This is a genomic window from Pseudomonas aphyarum, assembly GCF_028657055.1.
GTDB lineage: Bacteria > Pseudomonadota > Gammaproteobacteria > Pseudomonadales > Pseudomonadaceae > Aquipseudomonas > Aquipseudomonas aphyarum.
This window is the reverse complement of the sequence record NZ_JAMDGS010000012.1, coordinates 187,917-200,881: the sequence shown is the minus strand read 5'-3', so window position 1 is coordinate 200,881 and position 12,965 is coordinate 187,917. Positions and strand designations below refer to the sequence as shown.

15 protein-coding genes are annotated in these 12,965 nt (G+C 62.2%); 8 read left to right on the top strand and 7 right to left on the bottom strand.

Features of this window, described 5'->3' with window-relative positions; all coding sequences use genetic code 11:
- The first annotated feature begins 89 nt into the window (after nucleotides 1–89).
- Nucleotides 90–1,151: an AraC family transcriptional regulator gene (locus M5G18_RS18230; RefSeq protein ID WP_205350853.1), complete on the top strand. Its 1,062-nt coding sequence runs from the start codon at nucleotides 90–92 to the stop codon at nucleotides 1,149–1,151.
- On the opposite strand, the gene M5G18_RS18225 is transcribed toward M5G18_RS18230, so the two are convergent.
- Nucleotides 1,108–2,562: a TrkH family potassium uptake protein gene (locus M5G18_RS18225; RefSeq protein WP_007958377.1), complete on the bottom strand. Its 1,455-nt coding sequence runs from the start codon at nucleotides 2,560–2,562 to the stop codon at nucleotides 1,108–1,110. The two genes, M5G18_RS18230 and M5G18_RS18225, sit on opposite strands and share 44 nt — an antisense overlap.
- 121 nt (nucleotides 2,563–2,683) lie before the next feature.
- Here M5G18_RS18225 and M5G18_RS18220 point away from each other — a divergent pair, with 121 nt between their 5' ends.
- The gene (locus M5G18_RS18220; protein ID WP_273896618.1) at nucleotides 2,684–3,250 is read left to right on the top strand and encodes a nitroreductase family protein; all 567 of its coding nucleotides are present in this window, start codon (nucleotides 2,684–2,686) and stop codon (nucleotides 3,248–3,250) included.
- Nucleotides 3,251–3,527: 277 nt separating this feature from the next.
- Here the strand turns inward: M5G18_RS18220 and M5G18_RS18215 are convergent, their stop codons facing one another.
- The 6 genes from M5G18_RS18215 to M5G18_RS18190 form a co-directional block, all read right to left on the bottom strand.
- Nucleotides 3,528–4,868, bottom strand: coding sequence for a sensor histidine kinase (locus M5G18_RS18215; RefSeq protein WP_273896619.1), 1,341 nt, complete (start codon nucleotides 4,866–4,868; stop codon nucleotides 3,528–3,530).
- A 67-nt stretch (nucleotides 4,869–4,935) separates the two neighbouring features.
- Entirely contained in the window at nucleotides 4,936–5,385 is a 450-nt protein-coding gene (locus M5G18_RS18210; RefSeq protein WP_007958371.1) for a Spy/CpxP family protein refolding chaperone, read from the bottom strand.
- Between the two features lie 136 nt (nucleotides 5,386–5,521).
- Nucleotides 5,522–6,199 carry a response regulator transcription factor gene (locus tag M5G18_RS18205; protein WP_007958370.1) on the bottom strand — a complete coding sequence of 226 codons (678 nt, stop codon included), beginning with the start codon at nucleotides 6,197–6,199 and terminating at the stop codon, nucleotides 5,522–5,524.
- Nucleotides 6,200–6,206: 7 nt separating this feature from the next.
- Entirely contained in the window at nucleotides 6,207–6,617 is a 411-nt protein-coding gene (locus M5G18_RS18200; protein ID WP_262194051.1) for an SH3 domain-containing protein, read from the bottom strand.
- 120 nt (nucleotides 6,618–6,737) lie between these two features.
- Nucleotides 6,738–7,037 carry a YciI family protein gene (locus M5G18_RS18195; protein ID WP_011333002.1) on the bottom strand — a complete coding sequence of 100 codons (300 nt, stop codon included), beginning with the start codon at nucleotides 7,035–7,037 and terminating at the stop codon, nucleotides 6,738–6,740.
- Between the two features lies 1 nt (nucleotide 7,038).
- On the bottom strand, nucleotides 7,039–7,635 hold the full coding sequence (locus tag M5G18_RS18190; RefSeq protein ID WP_273896620.1) for a septation protein A: 597 nt from the start codon (nucleotides 7,633–7,635) through the stop codon (nucleotides 7,039–7,041).
- An 87-nt stretch (nucleotides 7,636–7,722) separates the two neighbouring features.
- Between M5G18_RS18190 and M5G18_RS18185 the strand changes: the two genes are divergently transcribed.
- From M5G18_RS18185 to rluB, 6 genes are all read left to right on the top strand, one after another.
- Nucleotides 7,723–8,586 carry a PHP domain-containing protein gene (locus tag M5G18_RS18185; protein WP_085747145.1) on the top strand — a complete coding sequence of 288 codons (864 nt, stop codon included), beginning with the start codon at nucleotides 7,723–7,725 and terminating at the stop codon, nucleotides 8,584–8,586.
- Between the two features lie 13 nt (nucleotides 8,587–8,599).
- Nucleotides 8,600–9,229: an L-threonylcarbamoyladenylate synthase gene (locus M5G18_RS18180; RefSeq protein ID WP_045121866.1), complete on the top strand. Its 630-nt coding sequence runs from the start codon at nucleotides 8,600–8,602 to the stop codon at nucleotides 9,227–9,229.
- 120 nt (nucleotides 9,230–9,349) lie between these two features.
- Nucleotides 9,350–10,048 carry a segregation and condensation protein A gene (locus M5G18_RS18175; protein WP_170844946.1) on the top strand — a complete coding sequence of 233 codons (699 nt, stop codon included), beginning with the start codon at nucleotides 9,350–9,352 and terminating at the stop codon, nucleotides 10,046–10,048.
- An 11-nt stretch (nucleotides 10,049–10,059) separates the two neighbouring features.
- The gene (gene scpB / locus M5G18_RS18170; protein ID WP_273896621.1) at nucleotides 10,060–11,091 is read left to right on the top strand and encodes an SMC-Scp complex subunit ScpB; all 1,032 of its coding nucleotides are present in this window, start codon (nucleotides 10,060–10,062) and stop codon (nucleotides 11,089–11,091) included.
- 2 nt (nucleotides 11,092–11,093) lie between these two features.
- The gene (locus tag M5G18_RS18165) at nucleotides 11,094–11,285 is read left to right on the top strand and encodes a DUF1289 domain-containing protein (RefSeq protein ID WP_007958358.1); all 192 of its coding nucleotides are present in this window, start codon (nucleotides 11,094–11,096) and stop codon (nucleotides 11,283–11,285) included.
- A gap of 154 nt (nucleotides 11,286–11,439) precedes the next feature.
- On the top strand, nucleotides 11,440–12,657 hold the full coding sequence (rluB, locus tag M5G18_RS18160) for a 23S rRNA pseudouridine(2605) synthase RluB (RefSeq protein ID WP_007958356.1): 1,218 nt from the start codon (nucleotides 11,440–11,442) through the stop codon (nucleotides 12,655–12,657).
- Nucleotides 12,658–12,965 lie beyond the last annotated feature (308 nt).

Genomic DNA, 12,965 nt, shown 5'->3' with positions numbered 1-12,965 from the left:
CGTCGGCCAGTGACAATCGGCGCCACTTTACTATCCTTGGGAAATCGGCCGTAGTATGCGGCTCACCATGTCATCCAAGAAAAAACGCCATGAGCGAACGAACGACATCTGCAAGCTGGGCGATGGGGATTGTCAAAGCACTGGAAATGGACGGCCTGGATTGCCGGGTTTTGTTCAGACAGCTGGGGCTCGACTACGCGGCGCTGGAGGATCCGGACGCACGCTTCCCACAGGATTCCATGACCCGACTCTGGCAACGGGCGGTCGAGCTGTCCGGTAATCCCGCCATCGGCCTGAACATGGGCAAGGTGGTGCGGCCGGCTTCGTTCCATGTCGCGGGCTATGCGCTGATGTCCAGCAATACACTGGCGGAAGGTTTTCAGCGACTGGTGCGTTATCAGCGGATCATCGCCGAAAGTGCCGACCTGAGTTTTCGCCTGCTCGACGAAGGTTATGCGCTGATCCTGACGGTGCATGGCGATCATCTGCCGCCGACCCGGCAGAGTGCCGAAGCCTCGCTGGCCTGCGCGCTGGCGCTGTGCGGCTGGTTGACCGGACGCACGCTGCACCCGCGCAAAGTGCTGGTGCAGGGCGACGAACCGGATGATCTCGAACCCTATAAACAAGCCTTCCATGCACCGCTGGTGTTCAACGCGCCGTACGACGCGCTGATTTTCGAACGGGCCGACATGGAAGCGCCGCTGCCCACCGCCAACGAAGCGATGGCGCTGTTGCACGACCGGTTTGCCGGGGAATATCTGGCGCGGTTTTCCGAAAGCCGCGTGACCCACAAGGCGCGTCAGGTGCTGTGCCGCCTGCTGCCGCAGGGGGAACCGAAGCGTGATACGGTGGCGCAGACCCTGCATCTGTCGCAGCGTACCTTGCAACGGCGCTTGCAGGAGGAGGGCACCAGTTTTCAGCAGTTGCTCGACGACACCCGCCGCGAACTCGCCGAGCAATACCTGGCGCAGCCGAGCATGACCCTGCTGGAAATTGCCTATCTGCTGGGGTTCGCCGACCCGAGCAATTTCTTCCGCGCCTTCCGCCGCTGGTTCGATACCACGCCCGGCGATTACCGGGCGCGCTTGCTGGAAGCGCCGAACGCGGTCAGTGACGCCAGAACGCCGGAATACACAGTACAAACACCGTAATGATCTCCAGTCGGCCGAGCAGCATGCCGAACGACAGAATCCACTTGGCCGCATCCGGCAGGCTGGCGAAGTTGCCGGCCGGGCCGATGGTCTCGCCCAGGCCCGGGCCAACACCGGACACGGTGCTGGCGGCGCCGGTCAGTGCAGTCATCCAGTCCACGCCCAACAGCGACAGCAGCAGGGCGATCACGCAGATGGTGATCGCGAAGAAGAACGAGAACGTCAGAATCGACCGGACGATCTCCTCGTCGAGACGGTGACCGTTGTACTTCTGCTTGATCACCGCCCGCGGGTGAATCAACTGGTTAAGGTTGGCCTTGAGCAAAATGTAGGCAACCTGGAAACGGAAGATCTTGATCCCGCCCGCCGTCGAGCCGGAACAGCCACCGACGAAGCCCAGATAGAAGAACAGCATCAGCGAGAAGTTGCCCCACAGGCTGTAATCCCCCAGCGCAAAGCCGGTGGTAGTGACCACCGACGTCACGTTCAGCGCCACGTGGCGCAGCGCGTCCAGCCAATGCAGATTAGTGGTCCACCAGTACCAGGTGCCGAGCACCAGCCAGGTTGCCAGCAACATGCCGAGCAAACCCTGCACCTGTTGATCCTTGATCAGCGCCCGGCGGTTGCCGCGCAGCGTCGCCACGTACAGGGTGAACGGCAGGCTGCCGAGAATCATCACTACCACCGCGACCCAGTGCACCGCCGGTTGCGTCCACTTGGCCAGGGACTGGTCGGAGGTCGAGAACCCGCCGGTGGAGATCGCCGACATCGCGTGGTTGATCGCATCGAACGGGCTCATGCCCGCCCACCAGAACGCCAGGCTGCCGAGAATGGTGATGCCCACGTACGCCGCCACGATCAGCCGCGCCACCATGTGCGAGCGGGGCATGACCTTTTCCGAGCGGTCCGAGGATTCGGTCTGGAACAGGCGCATGCCACCGATGCGCAGCAGCGGCAGGATCGCCACCGCCATGCCGATGAAGCCGATGCCGCCGATCCAGTGCAGCAGCGAGCGCCACATCAGGATGCCGGGGGACATGTCGTCCAGATGGTTGAGCACGGTCGACCCGGTGGCCGTGATGCCGGACATGCTTTCGAAGAACGAGTCGGTGTAGCTGATGTGCTGAGTCAGCAAAAACGGCAGCGCGGCAAAGATGCACACCACCAGCCAGCTGCTGACGGTCAGCAGATACATGTCCCGGGGGCGCAGGTGAATGTGTTCCGGACGCCCGGGAATCACTAGCGCGAGGCCGGCGACGAAGGTGATCATGCTCGCCCAGAGGAACGACGGCAGATCGCCGGTGCGCTCGAAAATCACCAGGGTGGCCATGGGCACGACCATGGCGATGGCCAGGGTGATCAGGAAGATGCCGATGATGAAACCAATGATCCGTAAGGTCGGCAACGCCATGAAGTCCGCTCGGGCTGATGTGGGAAGGGCGCCATTCTACCTGCGGTGCAAGGCATGTAAACCGACGCGTCTGGATCACTTGCAGCTAGAATAGCCGGACATTTTTTTCAGGAGGTGGCCGATGCAGGCTCTCGACGCTTTGCTCAACCGTGTTTCCGTTCCACGACTGATCGATCCGGCCCCCACCGCCGAACAGCGCGAAGTGCTGTTCGCCGCCGCGACCCGCGCACCGGATCACGGCCATTTGCAGCCGTATCGCTTCCTGACCGTCGAAGGCGCGGCGCGTGAGCAGATGGGCGAGTTGTTGGCCGAAGCTGCAAAAATGCAGGAAGGCGAAGTCACCGAAGCGATGATCGACAAGGCCCGCAACGGCCCGCTGCGGGCGCCGCTGGTGGTCGTGGTCATCGCCAAATTGCAGGATCACGTCAAATACCCGAAGGCCGAGCAGTTGCTGGCAGCGGGCTGTGCGGCGCACGGGATTTTGTTGGCGGCTTACGCGCAGGGGATTGGTGCGGTGTGGCGTACGGGGGATCTGGCGTACTCGAAACATGTCGCCAAGGGTTTGGGCCTGGCGGATGACGAAGAGGTGATTGCCTTCCTGTATCTCGGCACGCCGCAGAAAGAACCGCGGGTGGCGGAGAAGGTTGATCTGGCGGAGTTTGTCAGCGCCTGGCCAGCAAAGGCTTAAAGCGCGTTAAAAGCTTTAAAAGCTCCCTCACCCTAACCCTCTCCCGGAGGGAGAGGGGACTGATTGGGGGATGCTTCAGAGGTTCACCGACCTGAAAGAGCTTTGCCGAATCCGGAATTGACTCGGTTCGAATGCTTCGGCCGAATCCCAATTGACTCGGTTCAAGTGCTTTGGCAGATCCATAATCGACTCGGTCATTCAGGTCGATGTATGACGCAAGACACCTCGGTCGGCTCCCTCTCCCCTCTGGGGAGAGGGCTGGGGTGAGGGGTGGTTTTCAAGGCTGCACCACAATCCCAAGCTCCAGCGGTAACTCAAGACTCGCCACAAACCCGCCCTGCGGATGATTGGCCAGCACCAGCGTCCCGCCATGCCGCTCCGCCGCCCGCCGGGCAATCGCCAGTCCCAGGCCATGGCCGGCAGCAGTCTGCCCTGGCGCCCGATAAAACGGTTCGCCCAACTGGCTCAGATGCTCGGCCTGCACCCCCGGCCCATGGTCACGCACGCTGACCACGATCCGCTCGCCCTGACGTGACGCCTGCATTTCAATCGACTGCCCCACCGGGTTGAAGCGCTGGGCATTGCGCAGCAGGTTGTCCACGGCGCGCTCGATCATGGTCGGCCAGCCTGTCAGATTGAGCGCCGGTTCGGCCTCCAGGCGCACGGTCTGCTCTGGCGAGCCCAACTGCGCGTCCTTTTGCAGGGTGGCGAGCAAGGCATTCAGATCCACGTCTTCGGCGCTGGCGTTGTCGGCATCGACCCGCGCCAGTACCAGGATTTCACTGATCAACGCTTCCAGCCGATCGCACTCGCGGGTCAGGCGCGGCCAGAGTTTTTCCCGTTCTTCCGGGCTCGCCCGTTCGGCCAGTGCCAGCGCGATGCGCAGCCGTGCCAGCGGTGAACGCAATTCGTGGGAGACGTCGCGCAGCAACTGACGCTGACTGCCGATCAGACTTTGCAGGCGTGCGCCCATGCGGTTGAAGTCATTGGCCAGCACGCCGAATTCATCGCGGCGATTGGCCAGTTGCGCGAGGCTGTTCTGTTGATAGGTGGTCTGGCCGAGGTCATGCACCGCGCCGCGCAGGCGACTGAGCGGGCGAGTGATAGAGAACGTCACCAGCAGGCTGAACAGGGTCAGCACCACCAGCGCAATGCCCAGCGCACTCAACGGCCAGAGCAGGCTTTCGCGGTGCCAGGCGTCGAGTTCCGGGTGCGGGATGCGGTAGATGAAGAGGTAGGTGTCGCCGCTTTTGTCGCTGGTGAATTCGTCGGTCAGGCGGCGCCAGGGCAGGCGACGGTCGTCGTTGTTCTGTCGCGCTTCGAAGGCGGCCGCACGCCGGGGGAAGGTGCCGCGCACCACCGGGTCGCCGCTTTCGTTCAGCACTTGCACGTCGATGTGGTACTGGCGTTTGCGCTGTTCGAGGATGTCCTGGGCGGCGTCTTCGCCCTGGGCTTCGTAGGTCTGCGTCCATTCGGCGGCCAGGGTGTTGAGGCCCGGATGGCGGCTGAGGATCCACGCGTCCTGGTTGAGCATGTGCCCCAGCAGAATGGAAAGCCCTGCAACCAGAGCGATGGCCAGCCAGAAGCTGGCGAGGATACGCCAGAACAATGAACGCACAGAAAATCCTCAAACAAAGAAAACCCAACGGCAGTGAGCCGTTGGGTCGGGGCGTGACGCTAGAACATTATTGCGCCTTTTGCGGCTGTTGCGCTTTCCAGGCTTTGAACTCGGCCCATTCGGCGCGGCGTTCGGCCTGTTTCTTCTGGATCTCGTCGAATTTCTTCTGTTGATCCGGTTTCAACACGGCGCGGACATCGGACTCGGCTTTCTTGTGGTTGGCCGCCATCTCGTCCTTCATGGCTTTCTGGTCGGCTGGCGAGAGTTTCTCCAGGTATTTTTCGACCGTCTGCTTACGCTCGTGCATCTGCTCGCCCATGATCTTGCGGATCTGCTCGCGCTGTTCGCGGGACAGATCCAGCTGGCTGTACGGGCCTTTGCCGTGCATGCCGTGCATCTGACCGCCATGGCGCGGGCCGTCCAGCGGGCCACCCATCGGGCCGCCATCCTGTGGCATGGCCATGGCGACGGTCGGCAGGGCAGCGGCGAACATCAGAGCGATAAGAGTCTTGCGCATGGTGAATCTCCTTTGTCTCGTTCCCGGTACGTTCCGGATGAGTACAGATTACGGAGATCAAGGTCAGCGGCGGTCAGCGCTGTGTAAAGCTTGGGTAAACACGTTTTCGCGCCGACCTGACAAAACTGACAGACGATCAGAGGCTGTAGTAGTAGCCACGGCTGCGCAGGGCAACGATGCGCGGGCGACCGTCGGGGTGCGGGCCGATCTTTTTGCGCAGGTTGCTGACGTGCATGTCCAGGCTGCGGTCGTACAGGGTCAGCTTGCGGCCGAGGGCGATCTGCGCCAGTTCCTGTTTGTCCAGCGGCTCGCCCGGTTGCTTGAGCAGGGCTTCGAGCAGGCGGCTTTCGGAGACGGTGAGGGTGAATTCCTTTTCGTCGATGCTGACCACGCCGCGCACCGGGCTGAAGCTCAGGTCGCCCAGTTCGAGCTGGGTCGACACGGCGGCGGGATGACTGCGGCGCAGCACGGCACGCAGGCGGGCGGTCAGTTCACGCGGATCGCAGGGTTTGGCCAGGTAATCGTCGGCACCCAGTTCCAGGCCGAGGATCCGGTCCAGCGGCTCGCCCCGGGCCGAGAGCATCAGCACCGGCAGGTCGGCGTGATCGCTGCGCAGTTGCTTGAGCAGTTCCAGGCCGCTGCCGTCGGGCAGCATCACGTCCAGCACCACGGCCGCCGGCGCGGTTTCGGCCAGCGCCTTGCGGGCGCTCTGACCATCGTGGCAGGCCCGGACCTGAAAGCCTTCCTGGCTCAGCCAGCTACTCAGGAGTTCACACAACTCCTGGTCATCATCAATCAGTAACAGCTCGCTCATGACTCACTCAATTTAGCCATTGCCGACGTTTTCGGCTTGCTCCACTGGCAAAGATACCGCAGAGCAGCGCCAATAGCGCTACCCCGGCCCCGGTGACGAACCATTGCTGCTGTTCGGTCAGCAGGCGCGGCAGCGGGCTGGCCTGGGCTTCCTTGAGTTGCAGCTTCAGACGCTGGTTCTCCTGGCGCAACCGGGCGAGCTGGGCGCTTTCGCGGGTGTTGTCGGCATTTTGCAGTTGTTTGCTCAGTTCTTCCCGTTGCTGCTCGCTGGCCTTCAGGCGCTGCTGCAACTCGGTGATCTGACTGCCGGCGCTCAACGAAAGCGGCGTGGAGTTGCCGCCTTCGGTGCTTTCTTCACCATGGGCGGGCGCCACGATCGACAACGTGACCAACATCAGACACAACGGACCCTTGCGCATCGCGACTCCTGTTTCCAAATGGATATTGGGCAGGTTGTCGGCCGGCAAACGAGAATAATGAGCGATTGAGAACGCGATGAACCGACAAGGTTCATCGCGTGGAGGTATTGACGGGGGAGGTTACGGCAGGACTTGCTTGAACGGCTTGACGATCACGTTGGCGTAGACGCCGGCGGCGATGTACGGGTCGGCATCGGCCCAGGCTTGCGCCGCGCTCAGGGAATCGAATTCGGCAACGATCAGGCTGCCGCTGAAACCTGCTGCGCCCGGATCATTGCTGTCGACCGCCGGGTGCGGGCCGGCCAGCACGATGCGACCTTCGCCCTTGAGCACTTGCAGGCGTTCAAGGTGTGCCGGGCGCGCAGCGAGGCGGGCTTCCAGGGAGTTGGCGACGTCGGTGGCAATGATGGCGTAGAGCATGTCAGTCCTCGGTTTTTGGCGTTGTGGTATCGGCGTCGTGCAGGTGACGGGACAGGTAAATGCCCTGAGCGACCAGGAACAGCACGGTCAAGCCCAGGCTGCCGAACACCTTGAAGTCCACCCAGTAGTCCTGGAAGGTGAAGGCGACGAACAGGTTGGCGGCCCCGCAGAACAGGAAAAAGGCGATCCAGGCGATGTTAAGGCGGGTCCAGACCGGATCCGGCAGGGTCAGCGCGTGGCCCATGATGCGTTTGATCAGCAGACGGTCACCGATGAAATGGCTGCCGATGAAGGCCAGGGCGAACAGCCAGTTGACCACCGGGGCTTTCCATTTCAGGAAGGTTTCGCTGTGAAAGGCGAGGGTCAGGCTGCCGAACACCAGGCAGGCGACCAGCGTCAGCCACTGGCTCTTCTCCAGCTTGCGCTGCTTGATGAAGATCGCGCCGTACACCACCAGGGAGCTGATGATCAGCATGGCGGTGGCACTGTAAATGCCGCCTACCGTCAGTTCATGGCCGGCAACGTCGACGGTGCGTGGATCGAGTTTGTAGACGATGAAGAACAGCAGAAGCGGGATGAAATCGATGAATTGTTTCACAGTGAGAGCCAGAAGCTGGATGTGGCGGCATAATAACAAACATATGGGCGCGCGATAGCGCCAGCTGATTTGAGGTTACACATCCCCGTGAATGTTGATTTGCACTGCCACAGCACGGCCTCCGATGGCGCCCTGGCGCCTGCGGCACTGGTTGCGCGTGCGTTCGAGAACGGCGTGCGAGTCCTGGCCCTGACCGATCACGACACCCTCGAAGGCCTCGCCGAAGCACGCACGGCCGCCGAGGCGCTGGGCATGCAACTGGTCAACGGCGTCGAGTTGTCCTGCACCTGGGGCGGGGCGACCATTCACGTGCTCGGCTACGGTTTCGATGTCAACGCCGCACCGTTGGTCGAGGCGATTGCGCAGTTGCACGACGGCCGCTGGCTGCGGTCTGAGGAAATAAGCCGCAAGCTCGCCCTCAAAGGCATGCCGAATGCGCTCGATGGCGCGCGGCAGATCCAGCAGGAACTGGGCGACAGCGGCAACGCGCCGGCCCGTCCGCATTTCGCCGACTGGATGGTGCGTGAAGGTTTTGTAAAGGATCGCGCCGAGGCGTTTCGCAAATGGCTCGGCGCCGGCAAGCTGGGGGACGTCAAGCAACATTGGCCGACCCTCGAAGACACTGTCGGCACGCTGCGCGCCGCCGGCGCCTGGGTCAGCCTGGCGCATCCGTGGCACTACGATTTCACCCGCAGCAAGCGCCGAAAGCTGATTGCCGACTATATTCAAGCGGGCGGGCATGCGATCGAAGTGGTCAACGGTCATCAGCCTGCGGAACAGGTGGGCAGCCTGGCAATCCTTGCCCGTGAGTTCGGTCTGCTGGTCAGCGCCGGCAGTGATTTCCATGGCCCTGGTGGCTGGTCCGAGATCGGCCAGTACCGGCCGGTGCCGGAGGACCTTCCACCCCTGTGGTGTCGGTTCAAACATGACACAGTTATTGCCGCCGTCTGAACAGGTAGAGAATGTGAGTCAATTTTTCCAGATTCATCCGGAAAACCCGCAAGCGCGCCTGATCAAACAGGCGGTCGAGATCATCCGCAAGGGCGGGGTGGTGGTCTATCCCACGGACTCTTCCTACGCAATCGGCTGCCAGATCGGCGACAAGAACGGCATCGAGCGCGTTCGACGCCTGCGTCAGCTCGACGAAAAGCACAACTTCGCGCTGATCTGCAGCGACCTGTCGCAGCTGGGCAACTACGCCAAGATCGACACCGGGACCTTTCGAATCCTGAAAGCCCACTTGCCGGGCCCGTACACCTTCATTCTCAACGCCACCCGCGAAGTACCGCGCCTGTTGCTGCATCCGAAGAAACGCACCATCGGCCTTCGCGTGCCGAGCCATCCGATCGCGTTGGCGCTGCTGGCCGAGCTGGGCGAGCCGCTGATGAGCGTGACCCTGATCATGCCGGGCGAAGAAGACCCGCTGAGCGATCCGTACGAAATGCGTCAGTTGCTCGAGCATCAGGTCGACCTGATCATCGACGGAGGTTTCGGCGGCATCAAGGCCTCCACCGTGATCGACCTCACGGGCGACGATCCGGAAGTGATCCGCGTCGGGTGCGGCGATCCTGCCCCATTCATGGTCGAGGCCTGAATGTCCGCAGTGGAAACCGTTGATCCCCAGGCCGGTGCCCAGCAGGAACTGCCGTTTGCCATGGTCTATGGCCAGGCGGTCACGGAAATGCCGCTGGACCTGTACATCCCGCCCGATGCGCTGGAAGTCTTCCTCGAAGCCTTCGAAGGCCCGCTCGACCTGCTGCTGTACCTGATCCGCAAACAGAACATCAATATCCTCGACATCCCGGTGGCGGAAATCACCCGCCAGTACATGGGTTATGTCGAGCTGATGCAGTCGGTGCGCCTGGAACTGGCCGCCGAATACCTGGTAATGGCCGCGATGCTGGCCGAGATCAAGTCGCGGATGCTGCTGCCCCGGGCCGAAACCGTCGAGGACGAAGAGGACGACCCGCGCGCCGAACTGATCCGTCGCCTGCAGGAGTACGAACGGTTCAAGGCCGCCGCCGAAGGCATCGATGGCCTGAGCCGGGTCGGTCGCGACGTGATCGTGCCCAAGCTCGACGCTCCGGAAGCCCGCGCGCGCAAGCTGTTGCCGGACGTGGCGCTGGAAGAAATCCTGATGTCCATGGCCGAAGTGCTGCGCCGGGGCGACATGTTTGAAAGCCATCAGGTCAGCCGCGAGGCGTTGTCCACCCGCGAGCGCATGAGTGATGTGCTGGAGCGGCTCAAGGGCGGCGGGTTTGTGCCGTTCGTCGAGCTGTTCACCGCCGAGGAGGGCAAGCTCGGGGTGGTGGTGACCTTCATGGCGATCCTTGAACTGGTCAAGGAATCCCTGATCGAGCTGGTGCAGAATGAGCCGTTCGCCGCGATCCACGTGCGAGCCCGAGCCGAATAACGAGTCCCGATATGAACCTGACTGAACCCCGCGAGCTGGCGTCCCTGCTTGAAGCCTTTCTGTTGGCCTCGGGAAAGCCGCAATCCCTCGAGCGCCTGTATGAACTGTTCGAAGAAGGCGAGCGCCCGGAACCGCCGGTCTTCAAGAAAGCCCTGACCTTGCTCGGCAAATCCTGTGAGGGTCGGGCGTTCGAACTCAAGGAAGTCGCCTCCGGCTATCGCCTGCAAATCCGCGAGAAGTTTGCGCCGTGGGTCGGTCGCTTGTGGGAAGAACGGCCGCAGCGCTATTCCCGAGCGCTGCTGGAAACCATGGCGCTGATCGCCTATCGCCAGCCGATCACCCGGGGCGAGATCGAGGACGTGCGGGGCGTGGCGGTCAACACCAACATCGTCAAGACGCTGATGGAGCGCGAGTGGATCCGCATCGTCGGTTACCGCGACGTGCCGGGCAAACCGGCGATGTTCGCCACCACCAAGGCGTTTCTCGACCACTTCAACCTGAAGAACCTCGACGACCTGCCGCCGCTGGCCGAGCTGCGCGAGATCGAGGCCGATCCGGTGCTCGACTTCGACGACGCCCCCGTGCCGCCGGGCTTGCAGGAACTGGCCGACGCCAGCGCCGAGCCGGAAGAGCCGAAGGAGGAAACCAGTTTCCACACCCTGCTGCTGGAACTGGACAGCATGGAGGAGGGGATCAAGACCGACTTCGACGACTTGCTGCGTGATGGGATGGGTGGCGAATCGATGCCGACCGGGTTTGAGTCTGATCCGGTCGAGCCGCCGGTTGAGGGTGAGCCAGAATCTGAATTTGAGCGTGAATTCGAGCCTGAATTTGAGCATGAGCCTGAATTCGAGCCCGAGAGTGAGCAGGAGGACGATGTGCTCGGCGTGGCCGAAGCCCGGGAAAAACTGCTGGCCGCCGTCGCCCGGCTTGAACAGCCCGCGCCACAACCCGCCGCCGAGGAAGAACTTAGCGAAGAAGAAGCCGAAGCCCGCGCCCTGGCCGAAGCCATCGAAGCAGAACGCCGCGAGTTCGAGGATTGAGCATGAGCTCGACCAAGGATCCGTGCATCAGCGTCTGCAAGTTCAGCGACGACATCTGTCTCGGCTGCGGCCGCAGCAAGCGCGAGATCCGGGCCTGGAAGAAACTCGACAAGGACGACAAGCGCACCGTACTGGCTGAAGCCGCGCTGCGTCTGATCAAGCTCGGGGCCACCGGTCGGCGGAAAAAGAAATAACCTTGGCCTGATCGACTAGTCTCTGATGCGCGCGCGGCCACATCCGCGTATGATTCGCGACCCTTCGGCGATCCCTTCGCCCGAAAACCCAGATTTCAACGCTTCAGCGGCTCAATTCAGCGCCGCTGAACAGACCACACCGGGAGGTGCCCAGATGAGTGACATCAATCAGAAAGACGACCAGGAAATCGGCCCAGCAGGCGAAAAGCTGCAGAAAGTCCTCGCCCGTATCGGCGTCGGCTCGCGCCGTGACGTCGAATCCTGGATCGCTGCCGGCCGCATCAAGGTCAATGGCAAAGACGCCACCCTCGGTCTGCGTGTCGACATGCACGACGCGATCACCATTGATGGCAAGGTCATCAAGCGTGAAGAAGCCGCCGAGTCGGTTCGCCGCGTGATCATGTACAACAAGCCCGATGGCGAGATCTGCACCCGCGACGACCCGGAAGGCCGTCCGACCGTGTTCGACAAGCTGCCGCGTCCGAAAGAAGGCCGCTGGATCAATATCGGTCGTCTCGACATCAACACCACCGGTCTGCTGATGTTCACCACCGACGGTGAACTGGCCAACCGCCTGATGCACCCGTCCTACGAGATGGACCGTGAGTACGCGGTGCGTGTACGTGGCGAAGTCGATGACGAAATGATCGAGCGCCTGAAGGCCGGCGTTGTGCTGGAAGACGGTCCGGCGCGTTTCACCGACATTCAACAGGCACCGGGCGGCGAAGGCTTCAACCACTGGTATCACTGCGTGGTGATGGAAGGCCGTAACCGTGAAGTACGTCGCCTGTGGGAATCCCAGGGCCTGGTGGTCAGCCGCCTGAAGCGCGTGCGTTTCGGTCCGGTGTTCCTCAACTCCGACCTGCCGATGGGCCGCTGGCGCGAAATGAGCCAGTACGAAGTCGACGTGCTGAGCGCCGAAGTCGGCCTGACCCCGGTGGCGATGCCGCAACTGAACGCCAAGAGCAAAGACAAGCTCGACCGCATGCAGCGCAAGTCGTCGCGTCCGATGGCCCGTACCGAGCGCGTGCGCACCCTGCGTCCGGCCAACGGTGCACCGATTGGCGCCGGTCCGCGTCCGGTCCGCGAGCCGCAGATCGAAGGCGAGCGTCCAGGTCGCAAGCCGGCAGCGCGTCCGGATGGTGAGCGCGGTCCACGCACGCCGCGTCCGGCCAATGGCCGTACCGAGCGTGGTGAGGGTCGCGGTACGCCGGTGGCGGATCGTCCAGTCGACACCAAGCGTCCGTCCAAACCGTCGCCGAAGCGTCCAGGCATCAAGCTGGCTGACGATGACAAGCCGTCGGGCAAGCGCCGTGGCGCACCGGCCGGTTCCGGCCAGCGTCCGGGTTTCGGTCGCAAGAAACCGGAATAAGGCCGTTGTAAGCTTCGAGCGGCAAGCTTCAAGCTGAAAACAGAAACGCCAACCTCAGGGTTGGCGTTTTTTTTTGGACTTTTTATTTCTTTTTTTCGGGCGTGTTTTTCTTGTTTTAAAACAAAAAAACTTAACGCCTTTCAAATAGTTAGCCAGCTAACGTCAATCACCGGACGGCGCTTCGATGGGTCTGGAGTGGAAACTTTACGTTACGCACTGTCAGTGAATGTTTACGAAAAAGCCGTCGCAGTCCCGTGAATCGGGTGTCTCTGTCAGGCTGTAAGGAAAATCTGCCGGAACCAGTCCCG

Excerpts from the sequence above, each read along its gene's own strand:
- rluB (WP_007958356.1), top strand. The coding sequence starts at position 11,440 with ATGAGTGACATCAATCAGAAAGACGACCAGGAAATCGGCCCAGCAGGC.
- scpB (WP_273896621.1), top strand. The coding sequence starts at position 10,060 with ATGAACCTGACTGAACCCCGCGAGCTGGCGTCCCTGCTTGAAGCCTTT.
- M5G18_RS18195 (WP_011333002.1), bottom strand. The coding sequence starts at position 7,037 with ATGCTCTACGCCATCATTGCCACCGACGTCGCCAACTCCCTGGAAGCC.
- M5G18_RS18230 (WP_205350853.1), top strand. The coding sequence starts at position 90 with ATGAGCGAACGAACGACATCTGCAAGCTGGGCGATGGGGATTGTCAAA.
- M5G18_RS18210 (WP_007958371.1), bottom strand. The coding sequence starts at position 5,385 with ATGCGCAAGACTCTTATCGCTCTGATGTTCGCCGCTGCCCTGCCGACC.
- M5G18_RS18220 (WP_273896618.1), top strand. The coding sequence starts at position 2,684 with ATGCAGGCTCTCGACGCTTTGCTCAACCGTGTTTCCGTTCCACGACTG.
- M5G18_RS18205 (WP_007958370.1), bottom strand. The coding sequence starts at position 6,199 with ATGAGCGAGCTGTTACTGATTGATGATGACCAGGAGTTGTGTGAACTC.
- M5G18_RS18225 (WP_007958377.1), bottom strand. The coding sequence starts at position 2,562 with ATGGCGTTGCCGACCTTACGGATCATTGGTTTCATCATCGGCATCTTC.
- M5G18_RS18165 (WP_007958358.1), top strand. The coding sequence starts at position 11,094 with ATGAGCTCGACCAAGGATCCGTGCATCAGCGTCTGCAAGTTCAGCGAC.
- M5G18_RS18200 (WP_262194051.1), bottom strand. The coding sequence starts at position 6,617 with ATGCGCAAGGGTCCGTTGTGTCTGATGTTGGTCACGTTGTCGATCGTG.